Consider the following 19,000-nt stretch of genomic DNA (forward strand, 5'->3'; position numbering starts at 1 on the left):
CGAAATGGGCAACCCGCAAAACGAGCCCGCCTTCCCTCCGGTTCGCCGGAGGCGTGCCGGCCGGCGACCGTCATGTCGCGCAGCCCGATGCCTGGTCGGCGAGCCGCCTGAGGGTCTGGTCGATGGTGTCCTGACCGGCGGGCAGCAGCGGCAGCCGTACGTCCGGCGTGGGGATGCGGCCCTGCGCGTGCAGGACGCCCTTGATCACGGTGGGGTTGGGTTCGGCGAACGCGGCGGCGGACAGGGCGGACAGGCGGTGCCCGAGGTCCCGGGCCCGCGGGAGGTCCCCGCTGAGCCAGGCGGCCGCCAGCTTGGTGAACCGCCCGGTGGCCAGGTGGGCGGAGGCCAGGATGCCGCCGGTGGCGCCGAGCGCGAGGAGCGGTGAGACGAACAGGTCGTCCCCGGCCAGGACGGCGAAGTCCGGTGGAAGGTCGCCGAGCAGGTCCACCGCGTGCGGGTCGATGCCGCCGGCCGCGTACTTGACTCCCACGATTCCGGGCAGCCGGCCCAACGCGCGCAGGCAGGCCGCGTCGAGTGACCGCCCGGTGCGGTACGGGACGTGGTAGACGATCAACGGTACGGGGCTGGTGGCCGCCAGGTGAGAGAAGTGCGCCAGCACGCCGGAGTGCGTCGGCCGGGTGAAGTACGGCACGGGGACCAGCGCGGCCGTCACGTCCGGCCACGCCGCGAGCTGCGCGAGGGCGGTCGCGCTGCGCCGGGTGTCGTTGCCGCCCGCGCCGACGATCAGGGTCGCGGCACGCTCGCGGCAGACCCGGGCGCACACGTCGACGACCGCGCGCCGCTCGGTCTCGTCGAGGGTGGCGGCCTCGGCGGTCGTGCCCAGCGCGACGATCCCGGTGGCGCCCTCGGCCAGAACGTCGTGAGCGAGCTGCTCCAGGGCGTCTGCCGCGAGCCGCCCGTCAGCGGTCAACGGTGTGATCAGCGGACGTGTATCCCGCGGAGGGCGGTGTCCATGGTCATGGTCACCAGCGTGCGCGAGCCGCCTTGTGCGGGTCCAGTTCGCCTTTGTGGCTTCGAGCATAAGCTGAGCCGATGCTCGACGTGCGTCGTCTCCGCCTGCTGCGCGAACTCGCCCTGCGGGGCACCATCGCCGCCGTCGCCCAGGCGCTGTCCTTCAGCCCCTCGGCGGTCTCCCAGCAACTGGCCGTCCTGGAACGCGAGGCGGGCGTGCCGCTGCTGGAACGGACCGGGCGACGGGTGCGGCTGACCCCCGCCGGGCAGAACCTGGCCGGTCACGCCGAGGCGGTCCTGCAACGCCTGGAACAGGCCGCGGGCGAGCTGGTCGACGCTCGCCACGGCCTGGCCGGCCCGCTGCGCATCGGTACCTTCCCGACAGCGGCGCGGGCGATCCTCCCGGCCGCCCTGACCGCCCTCGCCCGCGAGCACCCCGGCCTGGAGCCGATGGTCTCGGAGATCGATCCGGCCGGCGTCGCCGACGCGCTGCGCGCCGGCGACCTGGACCTCGCGCTGATGCACGACTACGACTTCGTACCTCGGCCGGCCGAGCCGGGGCTGGCCACCCGGCCGCTGTGCAGCGAGTCGGTGTATCTGGCGTCGGCCGGCCCGATGGACGGCCGGGCGATCACCGGCTGCGCGGACATGCCCTGGATCACCGCGATCCCGGGCACGGCCTGCCACGCGATGACCATCCGGGCCTGTCAGGCCGCCGGTTTCACCCACGCGTCCGGCACCACGTCGACGAGTTCGCCACCGTGCTGGCCCTGGTCGCCGCCGGACAGGGAGTCGCGCTGATCCCGCAGCTCGGCGCGGTGAACCCGCCACCCGGCGTGGTGCTGACCCGGCTGCCGATCCGCAGGCGGACCATGACCGCCCACCGCGCCGGAGCCGACGCGCACCCCGCCGTCGCCACCGTCACCGCGGCCCTGCGCGCCGCCGTCCCCGCCGAGCTCGAAACCCCGTGACCACCTCGTCGTCAGCTCTACCCGGTGAGTGGCGCGTCCGCTCGTGGTGGAGAACCTGCACTAGGGCGGGTACCAGGCAGGTCGCTTCTTCCCGGGCGACTTCGCCGTACCGCTCGGTCAGATGATCGTCGTCCTCGTCGGAGTGCCGGTACTGGCGGTCGTCGCCGCGGTCGTCTCGCTGCACCGGGTGCAGATGACTCCGCTCGGGATCAGCAGGCGCGCACCCCTGCGGCCGCCCAAGGCATGGCGGGCGCTGCCGGTGACGGTCGGCATCGTGGGGCTCGTCGTTACGGCGATCGGCCTTCGCGACCGCCCCGAACTCACCCAGAGCAGCGCAGCCGCCTGGGTCCTCACCGGCCTCGTTCTGTGCACCCTGGTGGGCGCCATCGTCATCGGACCGTGGGCGTGTGCGCTGGTCGGCCGGGTTCTGGCACGGTACAGCCGGCGCGCCACCACCCTGCTGGCGGCGCGGCGCGGCGCGGCGCATCACGGCCGATCCACGCGCCACCTACCGTGCGGTCAGCGGTGTCGCGCTGGCCGTGTTCGTCGCCACGCTCTTCGCCGGCCCGATAAGAGCGGACACGACCAGGAACGACCTGCCGTTCGACGCCCGGCGCCGTCCGCTTCGAGTAGACGCCGAGGGCCGCGGCCGGGGGATGGGCGGCGGGACAGGGCTCGATCACGGGTGCCGCGCCACGACGCGTTCCCCGTCCACCGTCATCGGCGGCCTCCGGTCCAGTCGGAGACGAGGGCGGCCCAGCGTTCGGAGATGGTGCGGTCGAGGGCCGCGGCGTCCTCGGCGCTGAGTCCCGGGCGGTCGTCGCCGGTGATGGCGGGCAGGAGGGCGAGCAGGTCGTCCTCGCCGAGGCCGAGGGCTCGTAGCGCGGGGGCGTCGTGTTCGAGGTCGAGGGTGTCGGGGAGGTCGGAGGCCGCGATGAGGACGGCGGTGTCCTCTTCGCCTTCCTCCATGAGCAGGTTGACCAGGCTCAGCTTGCCGAGTCTCACGGCCGGGCGCCTTTCGTCGGGACCGCCCGGAACGGGCGGGGTAGTGCGGGGGCGGCGCGCCGTCCCCGCCCGTGGGTGCGGGGTCAGACGGGGCGGCGGGTGGCCAGTTCCCATCCGTTGGTGCGCATGACGGTTTCGCATTCCTCCGCGGTGTAGTCGAAGTTCTGCAGGTCCTTGATGTAGGAGCTGGGGTCGGCGAGGCCCTCGACGTGGGGGTAGTCCGAGCCCATGAGGATGTGCCCGGCGCCCAGGAGCTCCAGCAGGCTGCGCAGTTCGTCCTCGTAGAACGGCGAGACCCACACATGCCGCTTGAAGGTCTCGCGGGGGTCCTCGGGGTACAGGTGGGGAACCTGGCCGTAGGACTTCGACAGCTTCTCGAACAGGTGGAAGACCCAGGCGGAGCCGATCTCGATGGAGGCGATGCGCAGGTTGGGGAAGCGGTGGAACAGGCCGAGGGCCAGGTGACTGGCGACCGTGTCCTGCATGGGGTCCGGCGAGACCAGGCCGCGGAAGGCGTTCGCGCGGAACGCCTCGGTGAAGTCGGACTCGCCCCACTCGTGGAGGAACTTTGTGTAGTGGGTCTCGCCACCGTGGTAAAGCACGGTGATGCCGGAGTCGTTGGCGAGTTGCCAGAAGGCGTCGAACATCGGGTCGCCCGGAGCGCGGGGGCCGGTCTTGGTGACGACGGGGCCCGGGATCATGATGACGAAGCGGGCGTCGTGCTCCAGCGCCCATTCGAGTTCGCGCGCGGCGTTGTCGGGGTCGGCGAGGGTGATGTAGGGGGCACTGAAGATGCGGTCGCGGTAGGCGAAGCCCCAGTCCTCCTCCATCCATCGGTTGAAGGCGCGGAACGCCGCGGTGAGCGCGGGGATGTCGTGGGAGAGGGCGACCTCCATGCCGACGCCGAGGGTGGGCAGCATGATGCAGGCGTCCATGCCCTGCTCGTCCATGAGGGCCAGGCGGGCGTCGCGGTCGCGGTACTCGGGGCGGGAGGCGATCGGCTCGAGTTCGCCGAACAGCTGCCGGACGTCGGAGGACTTGGGGTTGCGGCCGCGGAAGTACTCGTCCATCGCGCCGGGCTTGGCGATCGGGTCGAACGTCGGCTTCGGGATGAACTTGTTGACCTTGCCCGCGACGAGCAGACGTGTCCGGCCGCCGATCTCCGCCCACTGCATGGTCCGCTTCCGGAACTCGGGCTCGATGTGCCGGGTGAAGGCGTCGGTGGCCTCGTAGTAGTGGTTGTCGCAGTCGAAGAAGCGGAACGAGAGGTCGTGTGCCACGGGGTTGCCCTTCATCGAGAACAGGGTCGGACCGCCTGCGCGGCCGTGAGCCGGCCACTGGGGTTGCTCCAAAATTAGAACAACGTTTCTCATTTCGCAAGACCGCGTGACGGGTTTCCTGTCGTTCATCGTGGGGTGCGTCGAGTCTCGGGCGCGGATCGCGAAGGGGAGGGGCGGTCGATCACCCGGCCTTGCCGCTGTGTCGAACCCGCAAAGTACCTGCTAGAAGGCACTTTCAGTGAGCTGGGTCAGCGGAGGGGTCGGGTGTGCGCCGGCACCAGGGTCGTTTCCATGCCGGGACGGGCCACGACCTCCGAACCCGGGGAGTGGCGCGCGCGCCGCGGGAAGCGGGTTATAGAACGGAGTTCTTTTCTGTCCAGGCAGATGCGACCTGCCAGGACCGGAGTGGTCCTGCGAGGGGGAGGTCAGTCGGTCTCGCCCAGCACCAGGCGGACGACCTCCTCGAGGTTTCGCCGTGCCTCCACGATGGTGACCCTGCCGGTCGTCCACGCGACCAGGCCCGCGCCCAGCGTCGAGGAGATCGCGATACGGGCCGGTCGGACGATGTCCTCGTCGAGCCCCGCCATCAGGGCGTCCATCACCCGCTGGTTCTCCTCGCCGATCTGGACCAGGGTCTCGCTGACGTAGGGATCCGGGCATGCCTCCAGCTGGACCGCGAGCCGTGCGAAGTTCGGGTTGTGCTGGAACGCCCGCATCTCGCGCAGGACGAATTCGAGTACCCGCTCGTAGGTGGGCTGCCGTCCGACTCGGCCCAGATCGCCCATGACCTTCTCGGTCAGCCGACCCTGCCAGTCCTTCCACGCCTCGGCGAGCAGATGCTCCTTCGAGGTGAAGTAACGGTAGATGGTGCCGAGGGCCACGCCCGAGCGCTCGGCGACCTCGCGCATCTGCAGGTTCTCGGGCCCGGTCTCCGAGACGATCTCGATCACCGCCCTGGTGAGCCTGTCGCGCCGGGCTCGCTGATTGGCGGTCATCGAGCCGATCGGCGTGCGGAAGAAGTCTTGGCTCACGCGGCGATTCTATGGCAACTAAGTTTCATGTTTCCGCGTCCACAAGCGGGAACGCCGACGTGAGGGCGGGTGAGCGGGGGGCCGGCGGGCCCCTCGGAGTTGAGAATGCCGTTCACAAGTGTCCTTTCGCCGGGGTTCGTGCACGGGGAGCGATCCGCGCAGGTCAGGCGGACATTCCTCCGTCGACGACCAGTTCGGCCCCCGTGATGTACCCGGCGCCGGGGCCGCAGAGGAACACGATCGCATCGGCGAGCTCGGACGGCTCCCCGACCCGTCCGACCGGGACCAGCCCGTCGCCGCCGTCTTCGTGGGCGGTGCGGAGCGTTTCGGTCATGTCGGTGTGGAACAGGCCGGGCACCGCCGTGTTGACCCGGACGCCGGCCGGGGCCAGCTCCGCCGCCCAGGTGCGGGCCAGCGCGAGCAACGCGGCCTTCGCGGTGCCGTAGGCGCCCTGCATCGGCGCGGCGCGCCGCCCGCCCACCGAGGAGACGAACACCACGGATCCGTGCGCGGAGCGCAGCAACCAGGGCGCCGCGGCCTTGACGGTGTGGAAGGCGCCGTCCAGGTTCACGCCCATGATCTTGCGCCAGCGGTCGACGGGCGTGTCGGCCAGGGGCAGGAACGGATTGGCCACCCCGGCGTTGGCCACGACGATGTCCAGGCCGCCGAGCCGCCCGGCCGCGGTGTCGACCGCCTCTCGGCAGGACTCCCAGTCGCTGACGTCCGCGGGGACGACCGGGCACCGGACGCCCATCGCCTCGATCCTGCCCGCCGTCATGGCGGCCTCGCCGGCCTTCTTCCGGTACAGGAGCGCCACGTCCGCGCCGGCCCCGGCCAGGGCGAGCGCGGTGGCCGCGCCGAGTCCGCGGGAGGCGCCCGTCACCAGGGCGCGGCGTCCGGCGAGGGGAAGAGAGGGCATGTGTGCTCCTTGGGTGATCCGGGCACCGGAGCCGCCGGGCCGCACTGAGGGCGTAGTTCTGAAACTGAGTTTCATTCGGTGGTCGTGGCCCGGTGGCCCTTCCGGCGTGCCGGCCTGGCCCGATGGCATCTGTCGCGGGGCCGCCGTAGCCGGTGGGTGCAGGGAAATAAAAACACGATTCTCCTCATACCGCCAGACTTCTTGACTCCTGGTCACCGGATGGCGCGAGGCCGGAGTGACTTTTCGCCTCCGACACGGGCATTGACCCCTTACGAGGCAGGGCCTGGAGCGTCTCGGCCCTGCCGTGAGCCGGATTTCTGTGCTTGACATCACAGAAACCGCGTTTCAGAATCTGAGCGCACCGCGGCAAGTCGGGGTTGCCGCGAACGACATGATCCGGCCGCCGTTCCCTACGTCACGTTCCCCGGGTCCTTCCAGGGGCCCGTCCGTCTCCAGCCTGAGGAGCCCCTCATGACGTTCCCTGCCGGCACCCCGGTCATCGACACGATGATCGCCTTCCCTGAGGACGGATTCGACCGCTACGACTTCATCCGCAAGCAGACCAAGGACATCTCCTCCAAGGAGGAGATGGAGTTCCCGGCCGAGTACATGTTCAAGGAGGTGCCGAAGGACCTGCCCACCGACGACCCGATCAGCGTGACGCTGCGCGAGATGGACACGTACGGCATCGAGCGCGGCCTGATCGGGGTCGAGGACGAGGTGTCCCAGCTCGCGCTGAAGCGGTTCCCCGACCGGTTCATCGCCTCGGGCAGCGTCGACCCGAACGAGGGCATGGACGGCGTGCGGCGGATGGTCCGCGAGTACGAGGAGTTCGGCATCCGCGCGGTCGGCGCCTTCCCCGCGGGCACCTTTCCCCAGGTCCCGATCAACGACAAGAAGATGTACCCGATCTACGCCAAGTGCGTGGAGCTGGACATCCCGATCTTCGTCTGCTCCGGGGTCCCCGGCCCGCGCCTGCGGATGGCCCCGCAGCACGTCGAGCTGATCGACGAGGTCATGTTCGACTTCCCCGAGCTGGTGTTCGTCACCCGGCACGGATGCGAGCCGTGGACGGACCTGGCGGTCAAGCTGATGCTCAAGTGGCCGAACCTGTACTACTCCACCAGCGCGTTCGCGCCGAAGTACTACCCGAAGGCGATCGTGGACTACGCGAACAGCCGGGGCGCCGACAAGATCATTTACGGTGGCTACTTCCCCATGGGCCTGTCCCTGGAGCGGATCTTCTCCGACATGCCGCACGTACCGTTCCGCGACCACGTCTGGCCGAAGTTCCTGCACGAGAACGCCCGCCGCGTCCTCAAGCTCGACCAGTAGGGGAGCGACATGGCCATCGGATTCACCGAAGAGCAGACCGACCTCGCCGATTCGGTCGCCGGCTTCGTCGCCCGGCATGCTCCGCGCGCCGCCACGCGTGCCGACCTCGACCGGATCGCCGCCGGCGGGCGTCCCCCGGGCTGGGAGGCGCTCGCCGGGCAGGGACTGCTCTCCCTGCACCTGCCCGAAGAACACGGCGGGGCGGGCGCCGGCGCCGTCGAACTGGCGATCGTGGTGGAGGAGACCGCCCGCGGCCTGCTGCCCGGCCCGTTCCTGCCCACCGTGCTGACCAGCGCCCTGCTCACCTGGTACGCCGACGGCCCGGCCGGCAAGGAGACCCTGCACCGGTTCGCGGAGGGGGCCACCGGCGCCTGCGCGCTGTCGGCCGAGGGTCTCACGGCCCGGGCGGCCGACGACGGCTACGTGGTCACCGGCACCACCGGCCATGTCCTGGCGCCGCAGGGCGCCGACCTGCTGCTGATCGGCGCGCGGTCCGGCGACGGCGAGGTCTGGTTCGTCCTGGACGCCACCGCCGGCCTCGCGGTGGAACCGGTCACGGGGGTGGACCGCACCCGCGGCCTCGGCCGGATCACCCTGCGAGAACACCACGTTCCGTCCGGGCGGGTCGTCGCGCTCGACACGCCCCGGGTCAGGAACCTGGCGGCCGTCCTGTTCGCCGCCGAGGCGGTGGGCCTGGTCCGCTGGTGCCTGGAGACCGGTCTGGAGTACGTCAAGACGCGCGAGCAGTTCGGCCGCCCGGTCGGGTCGTTCCAGGCCGTCAAGCACAAGTGCGCCCGGATGTTCGTCGAACTGGAGACCATGGCCGCGGCGGCCTGGGACGCCGGGCGCGCCGTCGGCGGCCCGGACCACCAGCTCGCCCTGGCCGCCGCCGCGGCGGCGGTGTGCACGGCGGAGGCCCGCAGGCTCGGTCTGGAGACCATCACCCTGTTCGGTGGGATCGGATACACCTGGGAGCACGACGCCCACCTGTACTGGCGGCGGGCGATGAGCCTCGACGCGCTGATCGGCCCGGCCACCCGGTGGCACCGGGCGCTCGGTGACCTGGCGCTGACCGGGGAGCGGGACTTCACCGTCCGGCTGGACGACGAGGACCCCGCCTACCGCGACCGGATCGCCCGGCTGATCGCCGACGCCGCCGCAGTCGGCGAGCCCGCCCGAAGGAGGCTGCTGGCCGAGACCGGGCTGGTCGCCCCGCACTACCCCGCCCCGTACGGAATGGACGCGAGCCCGGCCGAACAGCTCGTCATCGCCCAGGAGTACGAGCGGGCCGGGATGGAACAGCCGAGTCTCGTGATCGGTGACTGGGCGCTGCCCACCGTGCTGGCACACGGTACGCCCGCGCAGATCGAGGAGTTCGTGCCCGCCACGCTGCGCGGCGACCTCGTCTGGTGCCAGCTGTTCTCCGAGCCCGGCGCGGGCTCGGACCTGGCCTCGCTGACCACCCGCGCGGTGAGGTCCGACGGCGGCTGGCGGCTCACCGGCCAGAAGGTCTGGACCTCCAGTGCCCATGAGGCCGACTGGGGCATCTGCCTGGCCCGCACCGACGGCGACGCTCCCAAGCACAAGGGCCTGTCCTACTTTCTGGTCGACATGCGGGCGGACGGCGTCGACATCCGGCCGCTGCGCGAGGCCAACGGCGGCTATCTGTTCAACGAGGTGTTCCTGAACGAGGTCTTCGTCCCCGACGCGCATCTGGTGGGGGAGCCCGGCCAGGGCTGGACGCTGGCGCGCACCACGCTCGGCAACGAGCGGGTGAGCATGGGCGGCATGCGGCTCACCTCGCTCGACCTGCCGGCCCTGGCGCGGGCGGCGGACCGATCCGGTGACGAGGCCGCCCTGAGCGAACTCGGCGCCCTCACCGCCAGGAGCCAGGCCATCGCCGCGCTCGGCCTGCGCGCGACCCTGCGCTCGGTGTCCGGGCTGCGACCGGGCGCGGAGGCCAGCGTCACCAAGGTCGCCGCGGGCTGGCAGGTCACCGCGATCGCCGAGGCGGCGCTGCGCTGGTCCGGGCCGGCCGCGGCGGCCGAGGACGGCTCCGCCGGCGCCGTCGTGCACTCCTACTTGTCCGTCCCTCCCCAGCTCATCGGGGGCGGGACGGTCGAGATCCAGCTGAACGTGATCTCCGAACGCATCCTCGGACTGCCCCGGGGCTGACCCCCTCACCACCCTCCTGCTCGCCCGGTAGTGCCGAGGCGCTCTGCCCGCACGCCCCGACCACCCCACCGAACGCCTCGGGACGCCGAAGGAGACACCGTGCCCATCGCCACCCTCCGCCCACCCCGTCAGGGATCCGGCCGCCTGGCCCCCTGCGCGCACCCGAGAGGGCAAGGATGCCGAAACTGATCGTCGAGGAGCTGGAACTGCGTTTCGGCGGGGTCCGCGCGCTGGACCGGCTGTCGTTCGAGGTCGACGAGGGGCAGCTGTGCGCCCTGGTCGGCCCGAACGGCGCGGGGAAGTCCAGTGTCTTCAACTGCGTCACCGGCCTCTACCGGGCCTCCGGCGGAAGGGTCCTGTTCGACGGGCGGGATCTGCTGCCGCTTCCCGCCCATGCCGTGGCGGCCGCCGGAGTGGCCCGCACCTTCCAGAACCTGGCCCTGTTCCCGCGTTTGTCCGTGCTGGAGAACGTCCTGCTCGGCGGCCACCTGAACGAGCGGCCCGGTGCCTGGGCGTGCGCACTGCACCTGCCCCGCCACCGCCGCGCCGAGAGGACGCTGCGCGCACAGGCCCACGACGTCCTCGACCGGCTCGGCCTCGCGGACCTGGCGGGACGGCTCGCCTCGGGACTGCCCTACGGCACGCTCAAGCGGATCGAACTGGCGCGGGCGCTGATGGCCCGGCCGAAGCTGCTGTTGCTGGACGAGCCCGCGGCCGGGCTGCCCCACGGTGAGGTCGCCGAGCTGGGCGCCCTGATCGCGGGGATCAGCGCCGACCTCGGTCTGTCGGTCGTGCTCGTGGAACACCACATGGGCATGGTCATGTCGATCTCGCAGAAGGTCGTCGTCCTCAATCTGGGCCGCCGGATCTGCGAGGGCACCCCCGCCGAGGTCTCCCGCGATCCCGACGTGATCGCGGCCTACCTGGGCACCGCCGCATGAGCCCGCTGCTGGAGGTGGCCGGCCTCACCGCCGGATACGGCTCGCTGACCGTGCTGCGCGAGGTGTCCTTCACGGTCGGGGCCGGTGAGATCGTCGTCGTGCTCGGCGCGAACGGTGCGGGCAAGACCACCACGTTGCGCGCGCTGAGCGGCCTCATCCCCGCACGGGGCCGAATCGTCCTGGACGGCACCGACCTCGCCGGGCGTCGCGCCGACGCCCGGGCCCGGCTCGGGCTCGGTCACGCGCCGGAGGGCCGGGGCACCTTCACCGACCTCACGGTCGAGGAGAACCTGCGGCTCGGCGGCCTGCACCGCCCCGCCAAGGAGATCCCCGCCGCGCTCGACACGGCGTTCGCGATGTTCCCTCAGCTCGCGGCGCTGCGGCACCAGGCGGCCGGCCGGATGAGCGGAGGCGAGCAGCAGATGCTCACCGTCGCCCGGGCGCTGATGGCCCGGCCGCGGCTGCTCCTGCTCGACGAGCCGTCGATGGGCCTGGCCCCGCAGATCACCGCGGAGCTGTTCGCCGAACTGGCCCGCATCAACGCGGAACTGGGCACCGCGATGCTCATCGTCGAGCAGAACGCCGCCGTCGCCCTGACCATCGCCGGCCGCGGTCACGTCCTGGAGTCCGGCCGCATCGTCCTCTCCGGCACCGGCTCCGAACTGTCCGGCGACGACTCCGTCCGCCGCGCCTACCTGGGGGTATGACCATGGCCCTCCTTGTCCAGCGCCTCATCGACGGCATCGGCAACGGCATGCTCTACGGCTCCGTGGCCCTCGCCCTCGTCCTCATCTACCGCGCCACCGGCATGGTCAACTTCGCCCAGGGCGAGATGGCCATGTTCTGCACCTTCGTCACCTGGAAGCTCGCCGATCCCGACTCCGGACTGGGCCTGCCGATCATCGTCGGGATCATCGGCGGCGTCGTGTTCGGGTTCCTGTTCGGCGCCGGACTGGAACGGATCGTGATCCGGCCGTTCGAGTCCGCCGACCACCTCCGGCAGATGATCGTGACGCTCGGCCTGTTCCTGGCCCTGAACTCGCTGGCCGCCTACATTTTCACCGCCGACACCCAGCGCCTGGCCTCGCCGTTCCCCGACGACACCCTGAGCTTCGGCGGGGTCTCCGTCTCCACCCGCGAGATCGGGGTGGTCGTCGTCCTGCTGGTCATGGCGGCGCTGCTGCGCGAGCTGTTCAACCGGACCCGGCTGGGCCTGGCGATGCGCGGCGCGGCGATGAACCCCGAGTCGAGCCGGCTGCTCGGCATCGACGTCAGCCGGATGCTGATGATCGGCTGGGGGTTGTCGGCCGCGATCGGCGCCCTGGCCGGCGCCCTGGTCGCCCCGCAGATCTTCGTCAGCCCCGGCATGATGCAGACCCTGCTGCTCTACGGATTCGCCGCGGCCGTCGTCGGCGGGTTCGACAGCGCCCCCGGTGCCCTGGTCGGCGGCGTCCTGGTGGGTCTCGTCCAGGCCCTGGCCAGCGGCTACGTCTCGTTCATCGGCACGCAGCTCCAGCTCACCACGGCCTTCGTCCTCATCCTCGCGGTCCTGCTCGTCCGACCGCAGGGCCTGTTCGGAAGGGTTTCGGTGGAGCGGGTATGAACGGCAGAACCGCGCGTGCGGCCTGGGCGCTCCTGGCCTGCGCCCTCCTCCTGGCCCCGTTCTTCGTGGCGGCGTCCCAGGTCTCGGCGCTCCAGCGGGTCGTGTACCTGGCCGTCGCCGTCATGAGCCTGAACGTCCTGACCGGCTTCAACGGGCAGGCGTCCATCGGTCACAGCGCCTTCATGGGCATGGCCGCCTACATCACGGCGCTGACCGTCCAGAACGCGGGCTGGTCCTACTGGGCGGCCCTTCCGGTGTCGATCCTGGCGTCGGCCCTGGTCGGAGGGCTCGCGGGCATCCCGGCGCTGCGCATCAAGGGCATGAACCTCGCGCTGGTCACCCTCGGGCTCGCCATGGTCTTCCCGCAGATCCCGGTGAGGTTCACCGATCAGACCGGCGGGACCCAGGGGCTGACCGTCGACAACGGCCTCGCGGCCCCCGAAGCGCTCGGGATCTCCGACGTCGCCTGGCGGTACTGGGTGCTCCTCGTCCTGGCCGGAGCCGCCTTCTGGCTGGTGCGCAACACCCGGGCGAGCCGCATCGGCCGCTCGATCATCGCGATCCGGGACCAGCCGCTCGCCGCGCACACCTCGGGCGTCAACGTCCGCCTCACCAAGATCATGGTGTTCGCGGCGAGCGCGGGCATGGCGGCCCTCGCGGGCTGGATGTTCACCGTCAGCAACCAGTTCGTCAGCCCCGGCGACTTCTCCGTGCTGGTCTCGATCAACCTGCTGCTCGGCATGGCCGTGGGCGGCTCCGGGACCCTCGCCGGGCCGATCTTCGGCGCCCTGTTCCTCTCCTACGTCCCGGACCTCGCGGCAGACACGGGCGTCGACCCGCTGCTGACCCCGGTCGTCTACGGCCTCGTCCTCATCCTGCTCACCTACTTCCTGCCCGGCGGGGCCGCGGGTGCGCTCGCCGCCCTGGCCGCCCGGATCCACCGCCCCGGTGCCTCGCGACCGCCCGCCTCGTCCGTGCCCGACGGCGAGGAAGACCTGGTCCCCTCCATCCCCTCGTCCTAGGAGAACCCCATGAGACCCCCCACCAGAACACTGCTCTTCCCGGCCCTGCTCGGCCTCGCCGGACTTCTGGCGACCGCCTGCGGAGGCGGAGCGGTCAGCGACTCCTCCGACGCGGCCACCGGCGGTGCGAACGCCCTGACGAAGAACTGCCCGGCCAACGCCACGACAGGCATCACCGACACCACCATCAAGCTGGGGATCAGCCAGCCGCTGTCCGGGCCGCTCGTCGCCGTCGGCGCGCAGCTGTACGGCCTCCAGGCCTACTTCCGTCACCTCAACGAGCAGGGCGGGCTCAAGGGGCCCGACGGCAAGCTCCGCAAGGTGGAGCTGGTCGCCAAGGACGACGCGTACACGGCCACCAAGGCCAAGGCCAACGTCGACCAGCTCGTCAACGACGACAAGGTCTTCGCCCTGATCGGGCAGTTCGGCACCGCGGGCAACCTCGCGGCCCGGCCGCTCATCGCCCAGCAGTGCGTGCCGTCGCTGTTCGCGACGACCGGTGCGCCCGAGCTCGCCAACCCCAAGTACCCGTGGGCGGTCGCCGGCTCGATCAGTTACGCCGTCGAGGCCCGCATCCTCGGCCAGTACCTGAAGAAGACCTCGCCCAACGCCACGGTCGCCGTCCTCCAGCAGGACGATGATCTCGGCCGCGCCTATGTGCAGGGCTTCAAGCAGGGCATCGAGGGCTCCAACATCAAGATCGTCAAGACCGTGACGTTCGAGTCCACCGACCCCGATGTCAACAACCAGATCACCACGCTCGCCGCGACCAAGGCCGACGTCTTCTTCGACATCGCCATCGGCCTCAGCGCACTTCAGTCGATCAACCATGTCGCGGCGTCGGGATGGAAGCCGCAGATCTTCCAGGCGGCCCAGGTCGGCAGCGCGCTGCTGACCAAGCTCCAGCCCGGCGCCGGCGACGGCCTGATCATCGGCAGCCCGAGCCTCGACCTCGCCAACCCCGCCAACCAGACGGGCGAGGAGTACCAGCTCTTCCTCAAGTGGTTCCGGGCGACCCCCGGCACCGAGAAGGTCGACCCGACCAGCGCCTCGCAGGGCTGGTGGCAGGGCCGCCTGTTCGAGTGGGTCGTCCAGCACGCGGCCAAGATGGACCGGCCCTCGATCATGGAGGCGACCCGCAACCTCGACTACACCGGCCCGTCCTTCATGCTCCCCGGCATCAAGACGACCATCACCCCGAAGGACGCCAACCTCATCGAGGGCATGCGGCTGCAGCGGTTCAACCGCGCCAAGGGCCTGCTGGAGCCCTTCGGCGACGTCATCGACATCGACGGCACGGTCGCCTACCAGCCCGTGACGGGCTGACCGCCGGGGCCGGGGCATCCCCGGCCCCACCCGTCCCGTCACCCGAAGGAGAACCCTTGATCGAGACCGATCTCGCCGCGCTCCTGCTGCGCGCGACGCTCGGCGTCACAATGCTCGCGCACGGCTGGAACCACGCCTTCGGCGGCGGACGCCTGCCCGGCACCGCCCGCTGGTTCGAGTCCATCGGCATCCGGCCCGGCCGCGTCCACGCCGTGTTCGCCACGGTGGCCGAACTGGCCGCGGGGGCACTGCTGCTGGCCGGCCTGCTCACCACGCCGGCCGCCGCCCTGGTCCTCGGCACGATGCTCGTCGCGCTGGTGGCCAACCACCTGCGCAACGGATTCTTCATCTTCCGCCCCGGCGAGGGCTACGAGTACGTACTGATGATCTCGGTGGTCGCGTGTGCGCTCGCCGCGCTCGGACCCGGCCGAGTCTCCCTCGACCACGTACTGGGCGCCGGAGAGATCGGCGGGCATTCCACCGCCGGGTGGACCGGCCTGCTCGCGGCCCTCGGCGCCGGGGCCGGGGGAGCGGCGCTGCTCCTGATCACCTCCTGGCGGCCCGGTCCGCGTGGGGCGGAGCCGTCATGACCGCCTTCGCCTTCGACCATGTCGCCATCGCCGTACGCCGCTGGGACGTCGCGGGGCCCGTCCTGGCCGGGGTGCTCGGCGGGCGCTGGGGCCACGGCGCGCACCTTCCGCACATGAGCGTCTGCCAGGTGCACTACGGCAACGACACCCGCGTCGAACTGCTCGCCCCGGGAACGTCTCCGGACTCGTTCGTCCGCACCTTTCTCGACCGCGGTCAGGGCGCCAGCCGCCCCCATCATCTGACGTTCCGGGTCTCCGACATCGGCAAGACCCTCGCCGCCGCCTCCGCCCACGGTGTCGAACCCGTCCTGGTCGACCTGAGCCACGAGCTACGCAAGGAGGCGTTCCTGCACCCCAGGGACACCGGCCTGGGCTTCCTGGTGCAGTTCGTCGAGTCGTCGCTGGACATGGCGGAGATCGCCGCGCTCTCCGACGTCCCCGCACCGTGGGACGACCCCGCGGACGGGCCGCCGGCCCGGCTGGACTGCGTCCTGGCCGAGGTACCGGACCTCACCACCCAGCGGACGGTCCTCGCGGACATCCTGGGCGGCACGGAAGAGGACCTGCCGACGCCCTCGGGACGCCGGGCGGCCAGGTTCACCTGGGCGGAGGGCGCGGACGTGGTCCTCGTCGAGGAACCCGGCCTGCCACGCGCCCGGCACGGCGTCCGCTCCCTGGGCGTCACCACCGACAGGCCACTTCCCTTCGCCACGGCTCCGGCCGGCGGCGGCCACGTCGAGACCTCCGTGATCCCCGAGCTGGGCCTGTCCCTGATGACCCGGCCCGCCCCCGCCACCGGCAGTCCCCGATCGCCCAGGAGTGCGAGATGACCGAGCTTCCCTTCACCTTCTTCGACTGCGACAACCATTACTACGAGGCGCTCGACGCCTTCACCCGTCATGCCGAACCGGAGCACGCCAAGCGGACCATGCAGTGGGTCCGGCTCGACGGCAGGACCCGGCTGACGGTCGGCGGACGGCTCAACCGGTTCATCCCGAACCCGACCTTCGACCCGATCGCCAGGCCCGGCGCGATGGACGAGTACTTCCGCGGCCGCAACCCCAAGTCCGCCGGCGTCCGGGAGCTGTTCGGCGAACTCGAACCGATCGCCTCCCGCCCCGAGTACCGCGACCGAGACGCCCGCCTGGCCCTCATGGACGAACAGGGCATGCAGGGCACCCTGATGCTCCCCACCCTCGGCGTGGGCATGGAGCAGGCCCTGATCCACGACCTCCCCGCGCTCACCTCAGCCTTCCGCTCGTTCAATCGCTGGCTGGAGGACGACTGGGGCTACGCCTACCAGGAACGGATCTTCGCCGCGCCGTACATCACGCTCGTCGACGTCGGCAACGCCGTCGCCGAGCTCACCCGCGCCCTGGAGCGCGACGCCCGGTTCGTCGTCATGGTGGGCGGCCCGGTGATGACCGCGGAGGGCGGCAAGTCTCCGGCGGACCCCTGCTTCGACCCGTTCTGGCGGCTCGCCGCCGAGTCGGGGATCACCGTCGCCTACCACTCGGGCGAGACGCACTACTCCAGCTACCTGGCCGACTGGGGCGAGAAGCCCTACATCGAGGCGTTCAAGGCCTCCGCCTCCTTCGCGGCCCTGTCGTCGGCCAACGCCCTGCAGGACACCTTCGCGAGCATGCTCTCGCTCCGGTTGTTCACGCGGTTCCCCCGGCTGCGGATCGCCTCGATCGAGTCCGGCTCGTCCTGGGTCCTGCACCTGTTCGAGAAGCTCGGCAAGCTCTGGGGCCAGGCTCCGTTCATGTTCCCCGAGGACCCGCGCGAGACGTTCCGCGAGCACGTCTGGGTGGCGCCGTTCTACGAGGACGACCTCGGCGCGCTCAAGGACCTGATCGGCGTCGACCGCATCCTCATGGGCTCGGACTACCCCCACGTCGAGGGACTCGCCGACCCGGCCACGTACATCAAGGACCTCGAGAACTTCCATTACACGCTCGAGGAGAGCGAGAAGGTCATGCGCGTCAACGGCTGGGAACTGGCGACCCGACTCGCCTGAGCAGGCCGTACGCCCCCCGTCGCCCCCGTCGTACCATCGGCTCCAGCACAGAGGAAGAAGATGTCCCCTTCGGTAGTGGAAACGTACCGGGAGATCGTCGCGTCGCTCACCGCCGCGGGAGGTCCCTTCGAGATGGAGACGCGCCTGCTCTGCGGGCGCGCCGTCCGTGCCTTCCGCCAGGCGCCGCGGAGCCTGGAGGACCATTTCGCCGAGGCGGCCGAGGCCTTCCCCGACGAGGTCCTGCTGGTCCAGGAGGGCCGCGAACACACCTACGGTCAGGTGTTCCGGCTCGCCCGCCGTCTGGCCGGCTCCCTGCAGGACGACTTCGGCGTACGGGCCGGAGACCGGGTCGGGGTGGTGATGCGCAACCGGCTGGAGTACTTCGTCGCCCTGTTCGCGGCGGCCCGCATCGGCGCCGTCGCCGTGCTGTTCAACGGCAGGGGAGCGCCGGCCGAGCTGCGCACCGCGACCGAGGACGTGCCCTGCACGGTGATCGTCGCCGATGACGCTCGCGCGGCCCGGCTGCGGGACGGCGGCTGCCGGATCCCGCTCGTCGTCACCTGCGACCCCGGGGCCGTCTCACCGGAGGGAGCGGCCGACTTCGCCGAGCTGATCGCCGCGGGACGGCGCGAGGCGGACGCGATACCGGCCGAGTTCGAGGATCCGGCCTGGATCCTGTTCACCTCCGGCACCTCGGGGCGGGCCAAGGGGGCCGTCCTCACCCAGGCGAACGTGTGCAACATGCTCAAGAACCTGGATCTTCTGCGCGCCTCCGGCCTGGAGTACACGGCCAGGAAGCACGGGGTGCCGGTCGCCGTCCTGCTCCAGCACGCGCCGCCGATGTCGGTGTTCCTCGTCTACCCGATGTTCCATGTGTCCGGGCTGACCGCCATGGCCTCGGCCCTGATGTCCGGCGGGCGGATGGTGGCGGTGCGCCGGTGGAACTCCGCCGAGGCGGCACGGCTCATCGCCGAGCACAAGGTCACCAGCCTGTCCGGGCCTCCGCTGGTCGTCCAGGACCTGCTGGAGCTGCCCGGCGCGTCCGCGCTGCTCGCGACCGTCACGCAGGCCGGGGTCGGCGGGCAGGCGACGCCTCCCAACCTGCCGCAGCGCATGCGCGAGGTCATGCCCCAGGCCGGGCAGGGCGGCGGCTGGGGCATGACGGAGGCCGTCGGAGGGGTGTGCAGTGCCTCCGGAGACGGGGCGGACGTCCACCCCGTTTCGGCGGGGTGGACGTCCCCGCTCATGGACGTGCGCACCGTCGACCCGCTCGGCAAGGTCCTCCCGCAGGGGGAGACCGGCGAGCTCCAGCTCCGCGGTGTCCTGATCATGCAGGGCTACTTCGGGCGCCCCGAGGCGACCGCCGAGGCCTTCGACGGAGACTGGTACCGGACCGGTGACGTCGGCCGGGTCGACGCCGACGGTTTCATCTACATCGTCGACCGCCTCACCGACATGGTCATCAGCGGCGGCGAGAACATCTACTGCGCGGAAGTGGAGAACGCGCTGGTCGCCTCCGACCAGTTCGCCGAGGTCGCCATGTTCGGCGTCCCCGACGCCCGGCTGGGCGAGCGTACGGTGGCGGCCGTGACCCTGCGCGAGGGCACCGACCTCACCGCGGAGGACATCAAGGCCCTCGCCGCCTCCACCCTGGCCGACTACAAGGTCCCCACCGAAATAGTCTTCGATCTGGGGCCTTTTCCCCGCACTGCCACTGGCAAGATCGAGAAGCGCAAACTGCGTTCCGCGTATCTCGCGGCCCTCTGTAAATGACCTGTCGCCCTCAGGGCGGCCAGGTCAGGGCCTGACC

16 protein-coding genes and 1 pseudogene are annotated in these 19,000 nt (G+C 71.1%); 12 read left to right on the forward strand and 5 right to left on the reverse strand.

Annotated features, from left to right (window positions below):
* Positions 1-70: 70 nt before the first annotated feature.
* Positions 71-931 carry a dihydrodipicolinate synthase family protein gene (locus ACRYCC_RS10695; protein WP_433810799.1) on the reverse strand — a complete coding sequence of 287 codons (861 nt, stop codon included), beginning with the start codon at positions 929-931 and terminating at the stop codon, positions 71-73.
* A 122-nt stretch (positions 932-1,053) separates the two neighbouring features.
* On the opposite strand from ACRYCC_RS10695, the pseudogene ACRYCC_RS10700 reads away from it, so the two are divergent.
* Positions 1,054-1,943: pseudogene (locus ACRYCC_RS10700) on the forward strand (LysR substrate-binding domain-containing protein).
* 717 nt (positions 1,944-2,660) lie between these two features.
* Here the strand turns inward: ACRYCC_RS10700 and ACRYCC_RS10705 are convergent.
* From ACRYCC_RS10705 to ACRYCC_RS10720, 4 genes are all read right to left on the reverse strand, one after another.
* Positions 2,661-2,948: a hypothetical protein gene (locus ACRYCC_RS10705; protein WP_433810800.1), complete on the reverse strand. Its 288-nt coding sequence runs from the start codon at positions 2,946-2,948 to the stop codon at positions 2,661-2,663.
* 83 nt (positions 2,949-3,031) lie between these two features.
* Positions 3,032-4,243, reverse strand: a complete 1,212-nt coding sequence (locus tag ACRYCC_RS10710; protein ID WP_433810802.1) for an amidohydrolase family protein — start codon at positions 4,241-4,243, stop codon at positions 3,032-3,034.
* A 410-nt stretch (positions 4,244-4,653) separates the two neighbouring features.
* Positions 4,654-5,259 (reverse strand): TetR family transcriptional regulator, encoded by a 606-nt coding sequence (locus ACRYCC_RS10715; RefSeq protein ID WP_433810804.1) that lies wholly within the window; start codon positions 5,257-5,259, stop codon positions 4,654-4,656.
* 163 nt (positions 5,260-5,422) lie between these two features.
* Positions 5,423-6,178: an SDR family NAD(P)-dependent oxidoreductase gene (locus ACRYCC_RS10720; RefSeq protein WP_433810806.1), complete on the reverse strand. Its 756-nt coding sequence runs from the start codon at positions 6,176-6,178 to the stop codon at positions 5,423-5,425.
* Positions 6,179-6,649: 471 nt separating this feature from the next.
* Here ACRYCC_RS10720 and ACRYCC_RS10725 point away from each other — a divergent pair, with 471 nt between their 5' ends.
* From ACRYCC_RS10725 to ACRYCC_RS10775, 11 genes are all read left to right on the forward strand, one after another.
* Positions 6,650-7,513, forward strand: a complete 864-nt coding sequence (locus ACRYCC_RS10725) for an amidohydrolase family protein (RefSeq protein ID WP_433810808.1) — start codon at positions 6,650-6,652, stop codon at positions 7,511-7,513.
* A gap of 9 nt (positions 7,514-7,522) precedes the next feature.
* Positions 7,523-9,688 carry an acyl-CoA dehydrogenase family protein gene (locus ACRYCC_RS10730; protein ID WP_433810810.1) on the forward strand — a complete coding sequence of 722 codons (2,166 nt, stop codon included), beginning with the start codon at positions 7,523-7,525 and terminating at the stop codon, positions 9,686-9,688.
* A gap of 176 nt (positions 9,689-9,864) precedes the next feature.
* Positions 9,865-10,629, forward strand: coding sequence for an ABC transporter ATP-binding protein (locus ACRYCC_RS10735; protein WP_433810812.1), 765 nt, complete (start codon positions 9,865-9,867; stop codon positions 10,627-10,629).
* On the forward strand, positions 10,626-11,336 hold the full coding sequence (locus tag ACRYCC_RS10740; protein WP_433810814.1) for an ABC transporter ATP-binding protein: 711 nt from the start codon (positions 10,626-10,628) through the stop codon (positions 11,334-11,336). The genes ACRYCC_RS10735 and ACRYCC_RS10740 overlap by 4 nt, the downstream gene beginning before the upstream one ends.
* A gap of 2 nt (positions 11,337-11,338) precedes the next feature.
* Positions 11,339-12,232 (forward strand): branched-chain amino acid ABC transporter permease, encoded by an 894-nt coding sequence (locus ACRYCC_RS10745; protein WP_433810816.1) that lies wholly within the window; start codon positions 11,339-11,341, stop codon positions 12,230-12,232.
* Entirely contained in the window at positions 12,229-13,254 is a 1,026-nt protein-coding gene (locus ACRYCC_RS10750; protein WP_433810818.1) for a branched-chain amino acid ABC transporter permease, read from the forward strand. Before ACRYCC_RS10745 ends, ACRYCC_RS10750 begins: the two co-directional genes overlap by 4 nt.
* Before the next feature lie 9 nt (positions 13,255-13,263).
* Positions 13,264-14,580 carry an ABC transporter substrate-binding protein gene (locus ACRYCC_RS10755; protein ID WP_433810820.1) on the forward strand — a complete coding sequence of 439 codons (1,317 nt, stop codon included), beginning with the start codon at positions 13,264-13,266 and terminating at the stop codon, positions 14,578-14,580.
* Between the two features lie 56 nt (positions 14,581-14,636).
* Entirely contained in the window at positions 14,637-15,170 is a 534-nt protein-coding gene (locus tag ACRYCC_RS10760; protein WP_433810822.1) for a DoxX family protein, read from the forward strand.
* The gene (locus ACRYCC_RS10765) at positions 15,167-16,000 is read left to right on the forward strand and encodes a VOC family protein (RefSeq protein WP_433810824.1); all 834 of its coding nucleotides are present in this window, start codon (positions 15,167-15,169) and stop codon (positions 15,998-16,000) included. Before ACRYCC_RS10760 ends, ACRYCC_RS10765 begins: the two co-directional genes overlap by 4 nt.
* A complete protein-coding gene (locus ACRYCC_RS10770) occupies positions 15,997-17,190 on the forward strand; it encodes an amidohydrolase family protein (RefSeq protein WP_433810826.1) in 1,194 nt (397 codons plus the stop codon). The genes ACRYCC_RS10765 and ACRYCC_RS10770 overlap by 4 nt, the downstream gene beginning before the upstream one ends.
* Positions 17,191-17,250: 60 nt before the next feature.
* Complete coding sequence (locus tag ACRYCC_RS10775; protein ID WP_433810828.1) at positions 17,251-18,963, forward strand: class I adenylate-forming enzyme family protein; 1,713 nt, start codon at positions 17,251-17,253, stop codon at positions 18,961-18,963.
* The last annotated feature ends 37 nt before the right edge of the window (positions 18,964-19,000 follow it).

The sequence above is a fragment of the Actinomadura scrupuli genome, from assembly GCF_050971785.1.
GTDB classification, from domain to species: Bacteria; Actinomycetota; Actinomycetes; order Streptosporangiales; family Streptosporangiaceae; genus Actinomadura_E; species Actinomadura_E scrupuli.

Bases quoted from the DNA above. Each gene is read 5' to 3' on its own strand.
- ACRYCC_RS10710 (WP_433810802.1), bottom strand. From the start codon at position 4,243: ATGAAGGGCAACCCCGTGGCACACGACCTCTCGTTCCGCTTCTTCGAC.
- ACRYCC_RS10720 (WP_433810806.1), bottom strand. From the start codon at position 6,178: ATGCCCTCTCTTCCCCTCGCCGGACGCCGCGCCCTGGTGACGGGCGCC.
- ACRYCC_RS10725 (WP_433810808.1), top strand. From the start codon at position 6,650: ATGACGTTCCCTGCCGGCACCCCGGTCATCGACACGATGATCGCCTTC.
- ACRYCC_RS10730 (WP_433810810.1), top strand. From the start codon at position 7,523: ATGGCCATCGGATTCACCGAAGAGCAGACCGACCTCGCCGATTCGGTC.
- ACRYCC_RS10735 (WP_433810812.1), top strand. From the start codon at position 9,865: ATGCCGAAACTGATCGTCGAGGAGCTGGAACTGCGTTTCGGCGGGGTC.
- ACRYCC_RS10740 (WP_433810814.1), top strand. From the start codon at position 10,626: ATGAGCCCGCTGCTGGAGGTGGCCGGCCTCACCGCCGGATACGGCTCG.
- ACRYCC_RS10745 (WP_433810816.1), top strand. From the start codon at position 11,339: ATGGCCCTCCTTGTCCAGCGCCTCATCGACGGCATCGGCAACGGCATG.
- ACRYCC_RS10750 (WP_433810818.1), top strand. From the start codon at position 12,229: ATGAACGGCAGAACCGCGCGTGCGGCCTGGGCGCTCCTGGCCTGCGCC.
- ACRYCC_RS10755 (WP_433810820.1), top strand. From the start codon at position 13,264: ATGAGACCCCCCACCAGAACACTGCTCTTCCCGGCCCTGCTCGGCCTC.
- ACRYCC_RS10765 (WP_433810824.1), top strand. From the start codon at position 15,167: ATGACCGCCTTCGCCTTCGACCATGTCGCCATCGCCGTACGCCGCTGG.
- ACRYCC_RS10770 (WP_433810826.1), top strand. From the start codon at position 15,997: ATGACCGAGCTTCCCTTCACCTTCTTCGACTGCGACAACCATTACTAC.
- ACRYCC_RS10775 (WP_433810828.1), top strand. From the start codon at position 17,251: ATGTCCCCTTCGGTAGTGGAAACGTACCGGGAGATCGTCGCGTCGCTC.